This window comes from Proteus sp. ZN5 (assembly GCF_011046025.1).
Lineage (GTDB): Bacteria > Pseudomonadota > Gammaproteobacteria > Enterobacterales > Enterobacteriaceae > Proteus.
The window spans coordinates 4,091,614-4,109,610 of record NZ_CP047639.1 but is presented as its reverse complement, the minus strand read 5'-3'; the positions used below and the strand labels follow the sequence as shown (position 1 = coordinate 4,109,610).

Genomic DNA, 17,997 nt, shown 5'->3' with positions numbered 1-17,997 from the left:
CGTTTACCGAGAATGTAGAGAATGAAAAGATTTACTCAACTTATTGATAAACAAAAAGCACTTGAAGTAGTAACACCAGAAATACAAACTCTTACTTTATGCTTAACGATGGATGAAAGAACCAAAAGTCGTTTAAAAGTGACATTAAGTGATGGGCAAGAAGCTGGGCTATTTTTGCCTCGCGGTACGGTGCTAAAAGAGGGTGATATCTTACTGTCAGAAGATAATACGCTAGTCACAATTGAAGCGGCAAAAGAGCAAGTTTCAACGGTATATAGTGATGATCCGCTATTGTTGGCTCGTGTTTGTTACCACTTAGGCAATCGTCATGTTCCATTACAAATCGAAGCGGGTTGGTGTCGTTATTTTCATGACCATGTTTTAGATGATATGGCGAGAGGTTTAGGCGCCAATGTGGTTGTGGAATTAGAGAAATATCAACCTGAGCCGGGCGCTTATGGTGGATCGTCAGGTGGTCATCATCATCACTCTCATGACGATCATCACCATCATCACTAATTATTTGAATAAGGGAGCTTATTGATGCTTGCAGATCTGCGCTTATATCAATTAGTCAGTCCTTCTTTACCAGTGGGATCGTTTACTTATTCTCAAGGGTTAGAGTGGGCGATTGAAAAGGGCTGGGTTTGTTGTCCTCAAACATTAGCTGACTGGCTAAGTACCCAAATGGCTGGCACTTTAGCAACGTTAGAGCTCCCTATCTTACGGCGATTACAAGAAAATTTGGCTCAAGCCAAAATGAGTGAAGTGAAGTATTGGTGTAATTTTATTGTCGCAAGCCGTGAAACTAAAGAGTTGCGACAAGAAGAGCGCCAACGAGGTATTGCTTTTACTCGTTTACTTCCTCAATTAGATATTGAGTTAGATGAAACCTTACAAGCTTGTGTAAAACAGACGCAGCTTATGGCGTTTGCGTTAGCGGCTGTGAAATGGAATATTTCCGCTGAAAAATTATGTTGTGCTTACGCTTGGGGTTGGCTTGAAAATACGGTGATGTCAGGAGTGAAACTTATCCCTTTAGGGCAAAGTGCAGGACAGAAAATATTGTTTACATTAGCAGAGCAGATCCCTGTAATTGTTGAGCAATCCGCACATTGGCCCACTGAAGATATTGGAAGTTTTACACCTGCGCAAATTATTGCCAGTAGTCGCCATGAAACACAATACACTCGACTTTTTCGTTCATGAGAAATCTATATGCAAGAATATAATCAGCCACTCCGTATTGGTGTTGGTGGCCCTGTTGGATCAGGAAAAACGGCACTGTTAGAAGTTCTTTGTAAAGCAATGCGCGACACTTATGAAATCGCAGTGGTCACTAACGATATTTATACTCAAGAAGATGCCAAGATCTTAACGCGAGCTGAGGCATTAGATGCGGATCGTATTATTGGTGTCGAAACAGGCGGTTGTCCTCATACTGCTATCCGAGAGGATGCATCAATGAACCTTGCGGCGGTTGAAGAATTAGCAATGCGCCACAAAAATCTTGATATCGTTTTTGTGGAAAGTGGTGGTGATAACTTAAGTGCGACATTTAGCCCAGAGCTTGCTGATTTAACCATTTATGTGATTGACGTGGCTGAAGGGGAAAAAATTCCACGCAAAGGCGGCCCCGGTATTACGCATTCAGATCTTTTAGTGATTAATAAAATCGATCTGGCACCTTATGTGGGTGCATCGCTAGAAGTGATGGAAGCAGACACAGCAAGAATGCGTCCTGTGAAGCCTTATGTTTTCACAAATCTAAAAGAAAAAGTAGGCTTGGAAACTATTATCGATTTTATCATTGATAAAGGTATGCTAAGACGCTAACAGCTTGCTGAATAAAGGCGAGTTTTAGTCGAGAAAGAAACTGTCAGTATCGGTCATTTTATAAAGACCGATACTGTCAGGATAATATAAAAACGATATTAGGGAGCAGATCAGTTAAGGTAAGTAAATGCAGTGGTTACTTTTACTACACCTTTAGTTTCACTAGCAATTTTTGCAACCGCAGCCCCTTCTTGGCGTGTCAAAATACCAAATAAGAACACTTCACCATTTTCAGTGATCACTTTTACAGAAGAAGATTTTACTGAATCACTGCCTAAAATTTGAGAGCGAACTTTGGTTGTTAACCATGTATCTGAAGATGCTGTACCTAATGTCACAGGTTCGCCTTGACGAACTTCGTTGTAGACGTTATTCACACCTTCAACCTTACTCGCAACTTGTTTTGCTGTATTCGCAACAGACATATCAGGGCTTTGACCAGTTAACAGAATATTGCCTTGATAAGCCGTAGCGACGATACGTGAATTGCTTTTCTTGATCTGTTCGTTTTTGTTTAGAGCACCAGAAACACGTGCTTCCAATGTACCATCGTCAACTTGTTGCCCTAATGAGCGAGGATCGGTTGCAGTTTTACCCGCAACTGCGGCAGTGCCGACAACCGCTGCGCCGATACAACCTTGCAGTAAAAGTGCAGAACATAGCACTGCAGTGATAGGAAGCAATTTCATAGTAACTCCTTAGTCATCCTGATGTGGGAATAATGTATTATCAATTAAATCACAGAGACAATTGACTGTTAGCATCTGAACTTCCTGTATTCTGACGGTGCGTTGAGATGGAATACGAATTTCAACGTCTTGAGGGCCTAATAATCCGGCAAGCTCTCCGCCATCATAACCTGTTAATGCAACAATGGTCATATCTCGTGTAACAGCGGCTTCAACGGCTTTAATAATACTTCTGCTGTTACCGTGAGTTGAGATAGCAAGTAGCACATCTCCAGCTTGTCCTAATGCACGCACTTGTTTTGCATAGATTTCATCGTGCTGCTGATTCCCCATAATTGCAGTCATCACAACGCTATCTGTGTTTAACGATAATGCGGGCAAGCTTGGGCGCTCTGTCTCAAAACGATGGATCATGCTTGCGGCAAATCGCTGTGCTGTTGCTGCTGAGCTACCGTTTCCACAGCTTAATATTTTATGGCCGTTTAACAAAGATTGAACCATCATCATGGCGGCTCTGGAAATGGCATCTGGTAATGCTTCTGCTGCTGCAATTTGAGTTTGAATACTCTCTGTAAAGCAGACTTTGATTCTATCAAGCACGTTAAGACCTATATAATCTAATTTAACGAATAAATTCCGTATAATCGAGAATGTTTTTTAACCATATTAACTGGCGTTGATTAAATGCACAAATATCAAAACGACAGTCTGAAGTCTCGATACTTTCTTGGCGTTGTGCTAACCAACATTTTGCTGTGCGCCATAAGCGTCGCCGTTTTGAGGCAGTAATAGAACTTATTGCATCACCAAATAAGATGTTACGTCTAAAACGAACCTCAACAAATACCCATGTCCTCTTTTCCTGCATAATAAGATCAATTTCTCCACAGGGATATCGGACATTACGCTCAATCAATATTAATCCTTGTTGGCGTAAATATTTTAGCGCTTTTTGCTCATAGTATAGCCCTAAAAAATAAGGACTTTTAGAAAAAATCATCCATGATTTCCTTCTTTATCTCACTCATAAAATAAACCGCCTTTATGGCGGTTTATTTTAATGATAATTAAATGCGTGCATTACTGTGCAACAGGTTCAATCTTACCTTGTTTAAATTGCATCCAAGGAAGTTGTCTATAAACAGTACAGTTGTTTTCAACACGTAATGAGCCTGAAATACCATTAAAACGCAATGTGCCTTTTGTCAGATCATTGTAATTGTTTGCTAATGACCATGCATCAATTCCCATTGCATAAAGACGCATTAATGAGTAATCGTTCGCAAATTTGCTTGATGCTTTTTGCATTAACGGCAAATTAGCACCAGTCATCAATGGAATATCACTAAATTGAATACCATCCATCTCCATACGGAAATCAGGACCTGTTCCACCTTGGTTACTACGCGAACTCACATAAATTGGTGGACGTTTTTTGGTGCTGATCGCCATATCAATCATTGGCTTAATTAAAGTTAATTCATCGCTAGTCGCAATGATATAAACCGAATCAATGGCCCCACCTGCTGATGGAATAGATTGAGTTTCTAATGGTAAAGGTGCATTTGCTGTTGGTAGAACAGGTGTACCTGTCATGCGAATACCGACGCCACGATTGATAGAGGCTTTTAAGCTTTCAACAGAACTAAAAGTTTGTTGTAAAACGGTGCCACCACCAGTGCGTTGCCATTCATCAGCAAATGTTTGCGCCATTCTTTGACCAAATTTATTATCAGGAACAATAATTAATGGGTTTGCTTTTTGTTGCTGACGTAAATGTTGTGCCGCATTACGGGTTTCATCTTCAGGGGAAAGAGAGAAGAAACACACCGTTGTTGCTGAAGGAATGTTATCTAATTCATTTAATGCTAATACAGGTAAGCCACTTTGAAGCTCAATGGTCTTCATGACTTCAGGTTTTAGCAGAGGGCCAACAATTAAGTTAGCACCGTCTTGCTGCACTTTTTTCAGTAAAACGTCGATAGATTGGCTATTGGTATCATAAACAATCACTTGGCGAGAGTTTTGTGCAACAGGATCTAAGCGTAATGTTGTGTTACCTGAAAATGTGGAGCTATCCTTTTCTTCATCTTGAGTCGCTTGCGTATTTTCAGTTGTTTCTTGTGCGGTATCTGTCGTTGGTGTTTCCGTATTTTTGATACCTAATTCTTCTAAAATTGAATTAAGGCTATCATCATTTTTAGGCGCTTGTGGCTCAGGCATTGCTTGAGGCTGTGGTAAACCACTTTGCGCATCAAGGAAGCCTTGACGAATAGCTTCACCAAAGACTTTCGCTTGCCCTGTTAAAGGTAACAATAATGCGATTTGGCTACTTGCACTCACTGAAGGCTGAGAAAGACGCAATAATGATGCTGGAAGTGTTAAGGCAGCTGGATTACGAGGATAGCGAGTCTGCCATTCTCTGACTGCTGCTGATAACTTATCCGCATCGTCTTTGTTGTATTCATAGGTATTCAGTAAATCTAACCAACCTTGCAGTGTATTCTCATCTGCTTTGATAACAACACTACGGCGTTGCTCTGGTGTAAGTTTGGTTAGCGTGAGCCATGTATCATCAATATTTTTCTGATGTAATTGAGGATCAGTAATTAACGTTTCTAACCCAATATAGGCTCTAATAACATCTAAAGATGCCAGCCCTTGAGCGTCATCAATCACTTTTTGAAATTGTTTCATCTCCATTTCTGCTTTTGCAGCTGGAGTGAGAGGTTGTTCTTGTTGCCCCGTCAGGGTACAACCTGACATAATCAACGCAGAGAGTATCGCAGTATAGGATAAACCTGTTTTAAAACGCACAAAAATTGAGGAAAGCATACTGTACCCAGTGATGTTTTATAATTATGCTCAATTTTAAATCGGTCATTCGGAATAAACAATGAATCAACCTAATCGAGCAGCGGTAACGACATCCACACTGTACATAGTACCCACACCTATTGGTAATCTGGGCGATATCACCCAGCGGGCACTTGATGTGCTGTCTCATGTCGATTTAATTGCTGCAGAAGATACCCGTCATACAGGGCTTCTATTACAGCACTTTGCCATTAACGCACGTTTGTATGCGTTACATGATCATAATGAACAGCAAAAAGCAGATCAATTAATTAGCAAATTACAACAGGGGCTAAGTATCGCATTAGTCTCTGATGCAGGTACACCATTAATTAACGATCCTGGCTATCATTTAGTCAATCAATGTCGCAAGAATGGCATAAATGTCGTGCCATTACCCGGCGCTTGTGCTGCTATTACGGCACTGTCCGCGGCAGGGCTTCCTTCAGATCGCTTCTGTTACGAAGGCTTTTTGCCTGCAAAAACAAAGAGTCGTCAGGATTGTTTACGTGCATTATCAGAAGAGCCTCGTACATTGATTTTTTATGAATCAACACATCGGCTGTTAGATAGTTTAGCTGATATGGTGACAGTTTGGGGTGAAGATCGCTACGTAGTCTTAGCGAGAGAGCTCACAAAAACGTGGGAAACCATTCAAGGTATGCCTGTTGGTGAATTACTTAAATGGGTTCTTGAAGATGAAAACCGCCGTAAAGGTGAAATGGTATTAATTGTTGAGGGTTATGAAAAACCCGTTGATGACGATTTTTCTCCTGAAGTATTACGGACATTGGCGATTTTACAAAAAGAATTACCTCTGAAAAAAGCAGCCGCAGTCACTGCGGAAATTTATGGTGTGAAGAAAAATGCACTCTATAAGCATGTCATTGAGCAAAATGGTGAAGTTCAAGACGAGTAAAGTGATTTTTTAGCTTCTTTTGCTATACATTTTCTACCAAAATCCCTATAATCCGCACCCTGAGTTGACTAGACAACCGCTGCTTTATCGTTGTCCCTTCGGGGGAGACGGATAGAGGGGAGGAAAGTCCGGGCTCCACAGGGCAGGGTGCCAGATAACGTCTGGGAGGCGCGAGCCTACGACAAGTGCAGCAGAGAGTAAACCGCCGATGGCCTGTTTACAGGATCAGGTAAGGGTGAAAGGGTGCGGTAAGAGCGCACCGCGCAACTGGTAACAGTTTGTGGCATGGTAAACTCCACCCGGAGCAAGACCAAATAGGGGTTCTTATGGTGCGGCCCGCATTGAACTCGGGTAGGTTGCTGGAGCCAGCGCGCAAGTTCTGGCCTAGATGAATGGTTGTCCACGACAGAACCCGGCTTAACGGTCAACTCACCTCATAAAAAACCCTCGATTCACATTGTGTTTCGAGGGTTTTCTGTTTTTAAGCCCATCTAAATTGATTATCACGAGATAATATCAATAAATAAGCCACGAAACTCAGCCGAGCTTTTCAATGTAATATTATGGCTATCTTGAATAAAAGCTCCATCACCACACTGGATTTGCCCATTTTCTTGTGTTGATGTTTGCAAATAGGTGCCACCTTTTATGGATTGTAAAAAGCCTTTTTGTCCTTTTATTGGTAGTGTGATTTCATCACCCGCTTGCAAATGAATATGATAAAGCCAAATGGTTTGCCTTAACATTAATGAACCATCATCACCCGTAGGCGAAGCTAATAATTGATATTTTAAATTTTCATCTAATATCAATTTTTGTGAAGCTAAACTTTCTTGTTGTGGACATGCATTTAGCCACAACTGGATACGGGTTAATGGCGTATCAGGACTACTGTTTTTCTCTATATATGTATCAGTATTATGCGGTGAAATAAGTAAGCACTCATTTTCTTTTGCTGTGACTGTCCGTCCCATATTATCAAGGTATGTTGCTTCCCCTTGAAGAATAAGATTAACCACATCCACATGAGGATAGGTCTTTGCTTTAAATTCAGAATTTGGAGCAAGCACTTCTTGGTTAAGAACTCTTAGCGTGCCATAGTCTAAAAAATGAGGGTCAAAGTAGTGGCCAAAGGAAAATGTGTAGCGAGCTTGTAGCCAACCATAATCCGCTTTACCACACTGTTGTGCTGTTCTGTATTTTATCATGGCGGTATTTTTCGAGTAGATTATCAATATATTTATCATAGAGGTATGGACTGTCTATTGTTAGCAAGTTAATCTGGTGCCTATAATCAAATTATTTGATAGAGATAAGTATAATGAGTAAAGACAAAGCAATTACGTTGGAATCTTTACGAGTCATGGATGCCATTGATCGTAGAGGGAGTTTTGCAGCTGCGGCTGATGAACTAAATCGAGTTCCATCGGCGCTCAGTTATACCATGCAAAAATTAGAAGAAGATTTAGATGTTGTCCTTTTTGACCGTTCTGGCCATAGAACTAAATTTACCAATGTTGGCAGAATGCTTCTTGATAGAGGGCGCATATTACTTGAGGCTGCTGACAAATTAACGTCAGATGCAGAAGCCTTAGCAAGAGGTTGGGAGCCACATATTACTATCGTTTGTGAAGCACTCACTCCTGCATCTCGACTCTTTCCGTTGGTCGATAAATTAGCTGAAAAATCCAATACACAACTCTCGTTAGTAACAGAAGTCTTAGCGGGCGCTTGGGAAAGCTTAGAAAGCGGTAAATGTGATATTGTGATTTCACCAGATATGCATTTTCGTACCTCGTCTGAAATCAACTTTCGTCCTTTATACAATACCACCAGTGTTTACGTTGCCAGCCCAGATCACCCAATTCATAACGAACCAGAGCCATTAGCAGAAGAAACTCGTTTAAAATATCGGGGTATTGCGATTGCAGATACCGCAAGAGAACGCCCTGTATTGACAGTATTGCTGTTAGATAAACAGCGCCGTTTAACGGTCAGTTCTATTGAAGATAAACGCCGAGCATTAATTGCAGGTTTAGGTGTGGCGACAATGCCGATTGATTTAATTGAAGATGATATCAAAGAAGGGCGTTTACGTGTTGTTGGCCCTGAATATCACCATGAAAATAATATTATTATGGCATGGCGCAGAGATAGCATGGGCGAAGCTAAATCGTGGTGTCTGCGTGAGATCCCAAAACTCTTTGCAAGCGATAAAAAATAGTTTTTGTACTTAATAATATTTCAGTTTTAGATATCGATAAAAATAGAGATGCGAATATTAGGCGGAAGCTTCCGCCTAATTAAAAATGGATCACTCCACTGCCACTAATACACAACCCTTTAAACAACCACATTGCACTTTATGCCCTTCTAACGCGACAGGAATAGTGTTTATTTTCATCATAGTATCCCCTTCTATTATTTTGCCTTTTTGCTGACAAGCAGGGCAATAAACTTCATCGCCTAAACAGGCAATTTCATGTGTTTGTTTTGCTAATAAAGAACCGCTTAATACGGTTCCTTTAGTATTGGTGGTATCATTTTTTAAAATGATTTTTCGTCCTTGGATTTTGCTACGCATGTTTAACGCTCTCTTTATTATTAATTAATTCCCTGAGATTATTCCAAACTGCCAAGGAATAAGTTCTGGAAAATCTAATTTCCCATACCACTTTGGCCGTAATATATCTTGAAAACAACCTAACTCATCAATATATTGAGCTATTATACAGAGATAAGTAATAGCACTTTTATTTATAGACAAAGGTTGAATATTTTTAATAGCATTATTAATAAATAGTTTTTTTTCCTTTTGCGATTCTTTAAATCGACAAAGAGGATCTTTAAAAACAAACTTATCAATCTCTTTTTCTAATGTTGATTGTCCAGTACTGATATAAAAGTAACTGTTTTTAACATCTTCAATAAAATAATCAGTATTTTCTTTTGCTATGAAATCTTTTTTAAGTTTGATTTTTTCTTGTAACCAAGATTGACTTTCTTTATTTCTATAAGTGATAACATTGTTCATGTTTATTTCTAATTCTTTATGAAAAAAAGATTTTTTATAAAACTGACCAAAATAAATCATTAATATAGTTTGAAAAACGCATAAATATTGGCTTGTATGATGTTGTTTATCAAAATAGTGATAATTATTTTTCAAAATTTCCAATAGTGTTTTTTGTTTAATATTATAATAATCCAACACTAATTTATGCTCATCTTCAAGGAATTCTATTGCTTCCATATAGAATTCCTGAAGAATATTGTCCTTAATTATCTTTTTGCTTTTTGCTGTCAATATCATTTTATAACAAAAGCCTTAGTTTAATTTTAATCAAGACTAAAATAATGTATGAATGACTTTTAGCTCTGGGTTTATTTTAATTAAATCATCTATAATTTGATGATAAATTTCAGGCATAGTCTCTAACCAACCCACCATATCAGGACGATGATCGATAGCCATCGGTGTTTTTAATAATGGATGATCGATTATGGGGGTACTTAAGCCATGACGAGCACGAAAATTTTTCACGGCTTGATATTCAAAAGGCCAAGCAATGAGTATTTCCATATCAACTTCATAACCTGTTGCACTTTGCTCATTTTCATTATTTCGAAATAATGCTGACCACTGAATATGCTTGTCGCATAATTCCATTAACCATGGGATTAGAATTTCATCATTTTCACAATAGAGCGCTTCTTGGCAAAAGCGTTGATAGAAAGGATCAATAGGAATACCTGCACTTTCCCAATCAATAGTTTCTTTCTTTTCACTGGCTAACATTTCAATCGCTAGTACGCCTAATTTTTGAGGGCGTGTATACATGGGGAGCGAGTTTGCCATTTTACCTGATTGAATATTTTCTATTATTTTATCGTAACAAAGTTGGCTAGACTTAAAATAATTACAAGCAAAATTCATTAATAAGATTTCACCTTGTTCTGCAAGATTTAAAAAATTTCTTTTTTTATTAAAACAATTAAAATAATCCAAAATAAAATATATATTTTTATGATAAAAAAATCGCTCAAAAGAACATAGTACTTTATTTGTATTTTTATATATTTGATATATATATATAATAGAAATAGCACCGGACTCAATTTTTAAAATTGACATATATCTTATATATTTATCCTTGCGAGAATTATTATCATTTTGAATTTCCAAAACATTCTCAATAATATCTTCATTAATTAACTTTTCAATATCAGAGACATCTCTAATTGTTTTATTAACTACTTCTTTTTCAATGTATTTTAAAACTTTATTGAGTCTAGTCATTTTTAAGATTCTCTATTATATAAAATTGATTATATTTATTGTTATTAGAAACATTAAATTTATTATCTATACCTACTGTTAATTTAAACCCAACCAAATTTTTCTCTTCGCAGGATTCAAGTATATTTAATAAAATTTTCCTTTCTTTTTTTCCTAAACTATATTCATTACTTCCTTGATAAAAAGATTCCTTAGCTAATAATGAATGTTTATTTATATTTTCAAAATAACTTTTTTGTATTTCACTAGCTTTTCCTCCTGTGGGCGTTGTGTTAGCACCAAATTTATCTTTCATCACTGTTTTTATTTCAAAAGTCACCCAATCTGGCGGAGGTGGAGTCGGTTCTATCTTACAAATCAAATCTATTCCTTGCCCCTTTTTATTTTGTAATGCTATCATTTTTTCAGGATCAAAGCTTTTACCATATAAAGGGTTTGATATATCTTTATCGCCATTTTTAATCCTAGATTCTTTGTTAGCAAGTGGTGCCTTTCCACTTCTTGTTTTTAAAAATAATTTATCAAATAAGGTTCCCTTTTTAATTTCATTAATAACGTGGCTTTCACCCACATATCCAACAAAGTGAGCCAACTTTAATGATGCGACGCCATCATAAAAAAGATTGGACTGTAATATCTTATTAAGATCATGATGTGATTTTAAATTAATCTCTACGTGTCCAGTCACTCGATGCGTACTTCCCTTGGGTTTACCTTGGATACGCAAAATACATGAGCCATCCGCTTTGGGACCAAAACAAGTGACAATTGTATCATCAAAATGTGTTTGAAATGTTTTTCCTACCATTTTAAATTGAGTAATATTAACATCACCTAATTTTTTTATTTCATCTTTATTTGTGACGCTGACATTAATAGAGTGAGTCTCATCATATTTGATAGGTCTTGGCTTATTAGCCATAAATATAATCCTTTATATTTTTATTTATTAATATCCATAATTTGAGGTTCCCCCGTAATTGAACTTACAGAAATCGCAGTTCCTAAACTCGTGCTTATTCCACTTGTTATTACTTGGGTTTTAACTTTCTTACCAAAACACATAAACATATTCATGGCATGATAGGTTGTGACAAAACCTTTAGTCTCACCTGTTTTCGAATCAAGATATTTCATTGAGTTTAATAAAACATTATATCCTTTATCATTGTTATACCCCCATAAGGCAGAGGTATCTTCTATTAACTCATTTGTTGTATAGATTATATTAAATCCTTCCGCAATTAATGGTAAAGCTCTAGCACCATTTTTAGCTAGCGTTAATACACCACCAATACCTGTTAATAAAAAGGCTATATCAACAACAATTGACTTTCCTAATTCTATTTTTTCTTTAACTTCTTGTTCTTTAATTTCAGAAATAATAAAAGAGACTAAATCACTGGCTAATTCATCGTAATCCTTTTCAGTTACCTTATCTTTTTTTCCTTTTCCTAACTCTAACCCTTGTATTATTAATTTAGGGGTAATTGTAATCGTTCGTTTTTTACTTTTATAATCAACATGAGATAACATAACATTTTTATAGCCAAGCAACATTTTGATTTCATCTTGTTGATCTATTGCACCATCAATACTGTCGAAGTCTTGTATTCCATGAACTTGAGTTCTTGTTAATTGAAAATCAATTTTATAATGATATTTATTATATTTTGATTTCATTCCTTTATAGGTTAATCCGGCATCTTCTGGCCTTTCATTTGCAGGTATAAATGCAAGCATGAAATTAAGAAAATCTTCAGTATTTTCGCCACCATCAGGATCAAAATGATTACGAATAGCTTCTTGTAATTTATCGTGACCTTTAATTTCTTCTGCTATTAACCGTATTTTAGGATCGAAGGAATCATCTTGGCTAACTTGGTCAACATAGGCCATTAAAGCATCAAGTGGGATACCTGTCGGCATAGTTTCATGCGCTAATTCTCCTGGAAATTGTTCACTTTCTACTTCTTCCCAATCTTCATCAAAAGGGCTACGAGAAAACTTATCTAATGCGTCAATAATGTTTTTATCGTCAGATAAAAAAACACCTTCTTTAATGTTATTTTCGCATGGCTGTGTTTCTATATTATTATTCACAGCTTCATCTTTAAATTTATCATCTAATGCCATTACATATCCTTATTGTAATATTAAAATTTGGTTAGATTTGATATCATCCGCTAAAATAAATAGGATATTATCCATAAATTGGATATAGTCCTTAACCGGTAGGTAAGGTAATAATTTTTTTACTGTTAAGGGATCATAATATCTAAACATTAACCAGCTATTTGTTTCCTCATCAAAAACCTGATTAAATTTACGTAATTGGTATGATAATTCGTTTAAAGATAATCGTGAGCGTAAATAGATCCCGATGGGATTTTCAACACTATTATCAAATAGCCAATTGGTGAAAGGATGCTCTAATTTTAATTTAACTAAATAGGGAGCATAGTAAGAATAATTTTCAGCACTCTTTCCTTTCCAAAGGCAACAGTATTCTGTTTCAAATATATCAAGTAAAATAGCAATATCTGGCCGTTTTATTGCATCAATAATAGTCCAAACATGGCTATCAATAACTTCATTTCCTTTTATAATATGTTTATCGCCATAACGAGAAAAAGGAATGCCATTAAATAAATACGATGTTATTTTTTTTAATTTACTTTCTTTATCCAGATCTAATTCATAAGGAATAGAAGCTAAACGAGATATTTTATTCATTATCTTTCGCTTCCTTTTTTATTTTTGCACAAACCTCACAAAAAGGAACACCTTCTTCTGTTGCTGCTGTTAGTGCATTTATTTGATCAACACCTCCACCATCAATATTGACCGATGAAGCATTAATTTTTAATTGTTTGGCCTTTATCGTGATACCCATCTCGTCAATAATAATACTTCCACCTGAACCCGCTAATGTCAGTTTTTTCTCAGCATGAATAATATAAAGTGGTGATTGTGATAATAATTTAGTTTTAATTTCCTCATGCATATTACCTTCAACTATTATTTTTTTCTGACCACCAATTTGAATAAGTTGATCAGCAAAAATAATTGATTTCTTACTACTATTAATAACTTCTGTTTTATTTCGATCGATTTGAATTTCTTGATCTTGAGAAATATGAATAACAGAATTACGCCCTATTTTTTCGTAATGATCTCTACCTACTTCTGTTCTTTTATCATTACCAATCTTTTCTTGTTGATCGACACCCACCTTTTTCTCACGACTATGATTAATGGTATGAAATTCATCATTTAATACATGAGTGCGGTGATCCCTCTGCGCATGCAAATACACTTCTTCGCGTCCGCCAGCATCCTCAAATCGCAGTTCATTAAACCCTGTGCCTTTATGTGTCTTGGTACGAAAGGTGGTTCGGGTTTTTTCTTTGGGTAAATCAAGCGGGGGAGCATTACGACCGTTATAGGTGCAACCGGTGATAATTGGTCTATCAATATCGCCATTTAAATAAGACACAATCACCTCTTGCCCAATGCGAGGGATCGCCATAAATCCGAAGCCATCACCATTCCAACCCTGTGCCACTCGCAACCAACACGAACCACTATGATCAGGCTTTCCGCGTCTATCCCAATGAAAGTAGACTTTTACCGCGCCTTGTTCATTGGTGTAAATCTCCTCACTATCAGGACCAACGACTGTCGCCAATTCATCACCATCCGCCAGCGGTTTATAATGAAAAGGTGGTCGCCATTCCTGAATACCGGGAATAAAAGTGGCATTATTTGACAGTTGAGTTCCCTCACCGCCACCGTTATCCGCAGAGGGTTGTACACCATGATGCGAAACGCTGATCACCTGCCAACGCGAATTCATACGCGCACTTGGGTGATGGGTTAAGGTAAACACTTTGCCCGGCATTAACGCAAAACAGTTGGTACTTGCCGAGCCTGTTTGACGATAATTTTGAGATTGCTCATAACGCAATTGATTTAGCGGCTGAGCATGGGCATCTTCTTGAAAACGGCCATAGCTTTCAAAAACAGGGTGTTGTTGATGGACGTCACCCGTTGTGTTTTGTGATAACGGGTAAGAAGGACGTATTGGGTTATAATCTTTGTCAATACGCACATCACTGCATAAACGTTCGGTATAGCGCCATGTGGTGGCAGTGGTATCCGTAATATCGGTTTCTGCTTGTGGGTTATAGGTTAGCGTGATCCCCGCGGTCATACCTAAATGATTGTCGCTATAAAACAGTTTTGGCCCTTCTTCAAACCAAAAATTGATCCCTTCTTCAAACGCTAAACGACACCAGAAGGCATAAGCCGATTCACGCTTTTGCGTGATATAGCGACGAGTTTGATGCAGTTCGGGTTGATAGAACTGGTTGTCATATTTGATATGGGCTTCATCTAGCAATTGCTGAAGAATTTGAGGTACCGTTTTATGTTGGAAAATACGGCTGTCTTGATTAAGCGTCATTACCCACATTTCCGGGCGAATAACAAATTGATACCACGTTTTAACGCCGTCGGTGTTGCCTTGTTCGGCACTCGCCAGCAAACCTTGAACAGTACGGATTGTTTTACCATCACGACTGACGGTTAATGATGAAGCCACGCCTAATTGATTGGCGAAATCAATATCACGTTGCTCACTCACCGCGTGTATTGAAAGCGTGAAAAGCGCTGATAACTCTTCGTTTAAATCAAACTGAGTGACTTGAAAAGTGCTTTTAGGTAAATCGCCAATTTGGCAAGTAAACACTAATCCCGTATGAAGTAACCCCTTTCCTAGGGTTTCAAGTAATTCGCTGTATTTTTTAATGCGGGCTTGTTGTTCAGAGAATGTCATCCCTATTTTGAAAGAGGGTGATGATGTCGGATCATCTAATACCAAACGGGGTTTAGGGGTATTGTTAGCGTCATTCGTTGACATAAAAGCTCCCATTTAACTGTGACAAACACGCAATAAAAAAGACAAAAAATGCAGAGAACAATGGGCCCATGACAGAGCCCATAAATAAAGTGTGAAGAATTAACCTTCGAGTGGCGCACGCCAGTCGTCAGAGCCTGATGTCCCTGCAACGGTGTGTTCCCAATCAATTTTACGATAAGAAAGAGACACTTCTATCAGTTGAGTGAAGTCAGACTTAGTCGGATCTTGGCAGTGTGGCATTTGGCAATCGATATTGACGATGGTGGCATCAGTTAATGTGGTGGTGAAGAAATGCTCTTGCTTCCCTTCAACCGAGGTGCGATACCATTTTAATGTGATTTTTGGCAACATTTCGCCCGAGGCTAAGGCGTTATACAGCAGAGGAACCGCTTTGTTTAACGCCACCGTAAAACGGAAAGGTTTATGCGCACGTTGACCTGAAGGCTGACCGGATTGTGGATCAGTGGGCACAGTCACTACATGAGAGAATGCTTGCACCAGCATTTCATCTTCGTGGCCTTGAACATAAATATTTCCTACTGATTCAGCCGTAAATGCGCCCGCAGTAATATTACCTTGGGTTTTTCCTTCAATGGAGATATAGCATGGAGTTGGCATGGCAAGTCCTTAATTAACTATCAGTTATTGTTTCTCAACAAAACTATTATTGTTGATATCCTTTTCAAAAAATCAGCCAGTACGCACCGCGATTTGATTAGAGTAGCTTAAGTAATTTCAAGGGGAAGTAAAGGGAGTGACGGAAAAGAAGGACGTTGTATCCTCGTAGGATAAGTGACTTAGCGTAAAATAATTGTTCAGACGTTATTTACTGCTTTCGTTTCTTAAAATAAGTGTATTTACTTATATGATTCACTTTCGTAAATATCCGAAATCTCGCTAAAGCCAGTCAGTTCTAATGTGCATGGATTTTTAATATGTAACAAAGTGTGTATTTTGTTTCAAATTGTAATAACGTTGATTTATAAGGAAAAAATAGCCCTATTTTCAAAATAATACGCAAACTACGATTTTTATTCTCAAAGGACAAAAAATGCGCACCTAAAATTTAGTGTATCGCAGAAGATCTATTTAAATAGAGACAGAAATATCACCCACAGAGTGATTGTTAGATAATTAAAAAATCTTTATCAACAAAAAAAGATCCCCTAGAGGATCTTTTTTGTTTCTAAACTCGTTATTACCAGTTTTTATTGAAAATACGATCTAAGCTCCATTTACCCGGGCCTGTCACAACCAGTAATAAATATCCGCCTGCAATTGTCATGTTTTTCATAAACATTAATTGGTTCATACCTTCAGCAAAATTACTGTGGAACAGTAATGCGGTTAAGAGAGTAAAGACCGCGGTAAAAATTGCTGTGGTGCGAGTTAAGAAACCAAATAAGATGGCTAATCCACCACCTAATTCTAATAAAATGGTCAGTGGTAATAAGAAACCGGGAACGCCCATTGCTTGCATATATTGCTGTGTACCTTCGTAACCACCAATTTTTCCGTAGCCTGCGCTGATAAATAAAATCGGCATTAAAATACGGGCAACTAATAACGCAATGTCTTCAAATTTTTTCATAATGTTTATTCCTAATCAAACTCTATTATCTGCAATGTATATCTGTTTATATTTGTATTTTCGTTGGTTAATTTTCTATTTTTAGAATTAATAACCACAACTACGATGTGAGATATACAATAATGGGAAATTGAAAAAGAGGATATTAAGAAGAATTAACATTCTTAGACAAAAAAATTGATGTTTAATCTGAGGTTTTTTTGAAGGACTTCTGTATTGCTCGAATGAGGCCAATTGCACCAATAGCGCGTTGCCCTAATCGTATGATTTTTTTAGGATGTTTAATGCTGTAAAGAGAAATAAAACTCGCACCCACTAAAAATGCAGGTTTTAAAGAGACTAAAATTCGCCACGCTTTATCATAAGGCTCCGTCACATCAAGCCAAGTTTGCGCGCTTTGCCCTAAATCAGAGCGCTGTTGCTGAATTTTATTCAACAACAGCTTTTTACGTCTTGCGAGGATTGCCTGCTTATTTTGTCTGTTCATCATGATATTGCTCCAAAAGACGTTTATCTAATTCCAATTGCTGGCGAGTGTCGCCCAACAAGGTGGAATTTCGTGCTTTTCTTAATGTCATGATGGCACCAATCAGTGCACAGAAAAGTAAAGTAGCGGTTGTGATGGCTAAAGCATAGACTCGATATTCAGGTGGAATAACCCAAAAAATCAGTATAAGCAGGCTCATTAGGCCAAAGGCAGTGAGTAACAGTGTGACACCAGCCATTAAAATAAGCTGGATCAGTGTCGTTTTTTCTTCTTCCAGTTCAATGGCGATTAGCCGTAGGCGAGTTTCAACCATGCCTATCATAATAGCGCCAATTTTACTGAGAGAATTCAGAACCCCGGATGCGGGGCCCTGTGGTCTTTGAGTATCACTCATT

General features: G+C 37.6%; 21 protein-coding genes and 1 other RNA gene. 6 read left to right on the top strand and 16 right to left on the bottom strand.

Features of this window, described 5'->3' with window-relative positions; genetic code table 11:
• Positions 1 to 21: 21 nt before the first annotated feature.
• From ureE to ureG, 3 genes are read left to right on the top strand one after another with little or no spacing between them, the layout of a single operon-like run.
• Positions 22 to 519 (top strand): urease accessory protein UreE, encoded by a 498-nt coding sequence (ureE, locus tag GTK47_RS18865; protein ID WP_165126063.1) that lies wholly within the window; start codon positions 22 to 24, stop codon positions 517 to 519.
• Positions 520 to 543: 24 nt separating this feature from the next.
• The gene (locus tag GTK47_RS18860) at positions 544 to 1,209 is read left to right on the top strand and encodes an urease accessory protein UreF (protein ID WP_165126060.1); all 666 of its coding nucleotides are present in this window, start codon (positions 544 to 546) and stop codon (positions 1,207 to 1,209) included.
• Positions 1,210 to 1,218: 9 nt separating this feature from the next.
• Positions 1,219 to 1,836, top strand: coding sequence for an urease accessory protein UreG (gene ureG, locus GTK47_RS18855; protein ID WP_006535303.1), 618 nt, complete (start codon positions 1,219 to 1,221; stop codon positions 1,834 to 1,836).
• 110 nt (positions 1,837 to 1,946) lie between these two features.
• On the opposite strand, the gene dolP is transcribed toward ureG, so the two are convergent.
• The 4 genes from dolP to GTK47_RS18835 all read right to left on the bottom strand — a co-directional run bounded on the left by dolP (position 1,947) and on the right by GTK47_RS18835 (position 5,360).
• The gene (gene dolP / locus GTK47_RS18850; protein ID WP_036933029.1) at positions 1,947 to 2,525 is read right to left on the bottom strand and encodes a division/outer membrane stress-associated lipid-binding lipoprotein; all 579 of its coding nucleotides are present in this window, start codon (positions 2,523 to 2,525) and stop codon (positions 1,947 to 1,949) included.
• A gap of 9 nt (positions 2,526 to 2,534) precedes the next feature.
• On the bottom strand, positions 2,535 to 3,125 hold the full coding sequence (diaA, locus tag GTK47_RS18845; protein ID WP_004245257.1) for a DnaA initiator-associating protein DiaA: 591 nt from the start codon (positions 3,123 to 3,125) through the stop codon (positions 2,535 to 2,537).
• Positions 3,126 to 3,147: 22 nt separating this feature from the next.
• Positions 3,148 to 3,525 carry a YraN family protein gene (locus GTK47_RS18840; RefSeq protein ID WP_165126057.1) on the bottom strand — a complete coding sequence of 126 codons (378 nt, stop codon included), beginning with the start codon at positions 3,523 to 3,525 and terminating at the stop codon, positions 3,148 to 3,150.
• An 80-nt stretch (positions 3,526 to 3,605) separates the two neighbouring features.
• The gene (locus GTK47_RS18835) at positions 3,606 to 5,360 is read right to left on the bottom strand and encodes a penicillin-binding protein activator (protein ID WP_165126054.1); all 1,755 of its coding nucleotides are present in this window, start codon (positions 5,358 to 5,360) and stop codon (positions 3,606 to 3,608) included.
• 61 nt (positions 5,361 to 5,421) lie between these two features.
• Here GTK47_RS18835 and rsmI point away from each other — a divergent pair, with 61 nt between their 5' ends.
• Positions 5,422 to 6,300 carry a 16S rRNA (cytidine(1402)-2'-O)-methyltransferase gene (gene rsmI, locus GTK47_RS18830; protein WP_165126051.1) on the top strand — a complete coding sequence of 293 codons (879 nt, stop codon included), beginning with the start codon at positions 5,422 to 5,424 and terminating at the stop codon, positions 6,298 to 6,300.
• Between the two features lie 60 nt (positions 6,301 to 6,360).
• An RNA gene (gene rnpB / locus GTK47_RS18825) (RNase P RNA component class A) lies at positions 6,361 to 6,736 on the top strand.
• A 67-nt stretch (positions 6,737 to 6,803) separates the two neighbouring features.
• Here the strand turns inward: rnpB and GTK47_RS18820 are convergent.
• Positions 6,804 to 7,508, bottom strand: a complete 705-nt coding sequence (locus tag GTK47_RS18820; protein ID WP_165126048.1) for a pirin family protein — start codon at positions 7,506 to 7,508, stop codon at positions 6,804 to 6,806.
• A gap of 113 nt (positions 7,509 to 7,621) precedes the next feature.
• Between GTK47_RS18820 and GTK47_RS18815 the strand changes: the two genes are divergently transcribed.
• Positions 7,622 to 8,524, top strand: a complete 903-nt coding sequence (locus GTK47_RS18815) for a LysR family transcriptional regulator (RefSeq protein WP_036933024.1) — start codon at positions 7,622 to 7,624, stop codon at positions 8,522 to 8,524.
• A 90-nt stretch (positions 8,525 to 8,614) separates the two neighbouring features.
• Here the strand turns inward: GTK47_RS18815 and GTK47_RS18810 are convergent, their stop codons facing one another.
• The 11 genes from GTK47_RS18810 to GTK47_RS18760 form a co-directional block, all read right to left on the bottom strand.
• Entirely contained in the window at positions 8,615 to 8,884 is a 270-nt protein-coding gene (locus GTK47_RS18810) for a PAAR domain-containing protein (RefSeq protein ID WP_165126045.1), read from the bottom strand.
• Positions 8,885 to 8,908: 24 nt separating this feature from the next.
• Positions 8,909 to 9,553 (bottom strand): hypothetical protein, encoded by a 645-nt coding sequence (locus GTK47_RS18805; RefSeq protein WP_165121741.1) that lies wholly within the window; start codon positions 9,551 to 9,553, stop codon positions 8,909 to 8,911.
• Positions 9,554 to 9,649: 96 nt separating this feature from the next.
• Positions 9,650 to 10,600: a hypothetical protein gene (locus GTK47_RS18800; RefSeq protein ID WP_165126042.1), complete on the bottom strand. Its 951-nt coding sequence runs from the start codon at positions 10,598 to 10,600 to the stop codon at positions 9,650 to 9,652.
• Positions 10,593 to 11,522 (bottom strand): hypothetical protein, encoded by a 930-nt coding sequence (locus GTK47_RS20575; protein WP_241256050.1) that lies wholly within the window; start codon positions 11,520 to 11,522, stop codon positions 10,593 to 10,595. The genes GTK47_RS18800 and GTK47_RS20575 overlap by 8 nt, the downstream gene beginning before the upstream one ends.
• A gap of 20 nt (positions 11,523 to 11,542) precedes the next feature.
• Entirely contained in the window at positions 11,543 to 12,736 is a 1,194-nt protein-coding gene (locus tag GTK47_RS18790; protein WP_161751830.1) for a hypothetical protein, read from the bottom strand.
• A 9-nt stretch (positions 12,737 to 12,745) separates the two neighbouring features.
• Positions 12,746 to 13,336 (bottom strand): DUF4123 domain-containing protein, encoded by a 591-nt coding sequence (locus GTK47_RS18785; RefSeq protein ID WP_165126039.1) that lies wholly within the window; start codon positions 13,334 to 13,336, stop codon positions 12,746 to 12,748.
• Positions 13,329 to 15,524: a type VI secretion system tip protein TssI/VgrG gene (gene tssI / locus GTK47_RS18780; protein WP_165126035.1), complete on the bottom strand. Its 2,196-nt coding sequence runs from the start codon at positions 15,522 to 15,524 to the stop codon at positions 13,329 to 13,331. The genes GTK47_RS18785 and tssI overlap by 8 nt, the downstream gene beginning before the upstream one ends.
• Positions 15,525 to 15,623: 99 nt before the next feature.
• Entirely contained in the window at positions 15,624 to 16,142 is a 519-nt protein-coding gene (locus GTK47_RS18775; RefSeq protein ID WP_036933014.1) for an Hcp family type VI secretion system effector, read from the bottom strand.
• Between the two features lie 580 nt (positions 16,143 to 16,722).
• The gene (locus GTK47_RS18770; protein WP_088493781.1) at positions 16,723 to 17,115 is read right to left on the bottom strand and encodes a DoxX family protein; all 393 of its coding nucleotides are present in this window, start codon (positions 17,113 to 17,115) and stop codon (positions 16,723 to 16,725) included.
• 184 nt (positions 17,116 to 17,299) lie between these two features.
• The gene (locus tag GTK47_RS18765; RefSeq protein ID WP_241256049.1) at positions 17,300 to 17,605 is read right to left on the bottom strand and encodes a YqjK-like family protein; all 306 of its coding nucleotides are present in this window, start codon (positions 17,603 to 17,605) and stop codon (positions 17,300 to 17,302) included.
• The gene (locus tag GTK47_RS18760; protein ID WP_088493780.1) at positions 17,586 to 17,996 is read right to left on the bottom strand and encodes a phage holin family protein; all 411 of its coding nucleotides are present in this window, start codon (positions 17,994 to 17,996) and stop codon (positions 17,586 to 17,588) included. Before GTK47_RS18760 ends, GTK47_RS18765 begins: the two co-directional genes overlap by 20 nt.
• Position 17,997 lies beyond the last annotated feature (1 nt).

Coding starts and splice junctions, on each gene's coding strand:
- ureE (WP_165126063.1), top strand. CDS start 22: ATGAAAAGATTTACTCAACTTATTGATAAACAAAAAGCACTTGAAGTA.
- GTK47_RS18860 (WP_165126060.1), top strand. CDS start 544: ATGCTTGCAGATCTGCGCTTATATCAATTAGTCAGTCCTTCTTTACCA.
- ureG (WP_006535303.1), top strand. CDS start 1,219: ATGCAAGAATATAATCAGCCACTCCGTATTGGTGTTGGTGGCCCTGTT.
- dolP (WP_036933029.1), bottom strand. CDS start 2,525: ATGAAATTGCTTCCTATCACTGCAGTGCTATGTTCTGCACTTTTACTG.
- GTK47_RS18840 (WP_165126057.1), bottom strand. CDS start 3,525: ATGATTTTTTCTAAAAGTCCTTATTTTTTAGGGCTATACTATGAGCAA.
- GTK47_RS18835 (WP_165126054.1), bottom strand. CDS start 5,360: ATGCTTTCCTCAATTTTTGTGCGTTTTAAAACAGGTTTATCCTATACT.
- rsmI (WP_165126051.1), top strand. CDS start 5,422: ATGAATCAACCTAATCGAGCAGCGGTAACGACATCCACACTGTACATA.
- GTK47_RS18820 (WP_165126048.1), bottom strand. CDS start 7,508: ATGATAAAATACAGAACAGCACAACAGTGTGGTAAAGCGGATTATGGT.
- GTK47_RS18815 (WP_036933024.1), top strand. CDS start 7,622: ATGAGTAAAGACAAAGCAATTACGTTGGAATCTTTACGAGTCATGGAT.
- GTK47_RS18810 (WP_165126045.1), bottom strand. CDS start 8,884: ATGCGTAGCAAAATCCAAGGACGAAAAATCATTTTAAAAAATGATACC.
- GTK47_RS18805 (WP_165121741.1), bottom strand. CDS start 9,553: ATGGAAGCAATAGAATTCCTTGAAGATGAGCATAAATTAGTGTTGGAT.
- GTK47_RS18800 (WP_165126042.1), bottom strand. CDS start 10,600: ATGACTAGACTCAATAAAGTTTTAAAATACATTGAAAAAGAAGTAGTT.
- GTK47_RS20575 (WP_241256050.1), bottom strand. CDS start 11,522: ATGGCTAATAAGCCAAGACCTATCAAATATGATGAGACTCACTCTATT.
- GTK47_RS18790 (WP_161751830.1), bottom strand. CDS start 12,736: ATGGCATTAGATGATAAATTTAAAGATGAAGCTGTGAATAATAATATA.
- GTK47_RS18785 (WP_165126039.1), bottom strand. CDS start 13,336: ATGAATAAAATATCTCGTTTAGCTTCTATTCCTTATGAATTAGATCTG.
- tssI (WP_165126035.1), bottom strand. CDS start 15,524: ATGTCAACGAATGACGCTAACAATACCCCTAAACCCCGTTTGGTATTA.
- GTK47_RS18775 (WP_036933014.1), bottom strand. CDS start 16,142: ATGCCAACTCCATGCTATATCTCCATTGAAGGAAAAACCCAAGGTAAT.
- GTK47_RS18770 (WP_088493781.1), bottom strand. CDS start 17,115: ATGAAAAAATTTGAAGACATTGCGTTATTAGTTGCCCGTATTTTAATG.
- GTK47_RS18765 (WP_241256049.1), bottom strand. CDS start 17,605: ATGATGAACAGACAAAATAAGCAGGCAATCCTCGCAAGACGTAAAAAG.
- GTK47_RS18760 (WP_088493780.1), bottom strand. CDS start 17,996: ATGAGTGATACTCAAAGACCACAGGGCCCCGCATCCGGGGTTCTGAAT.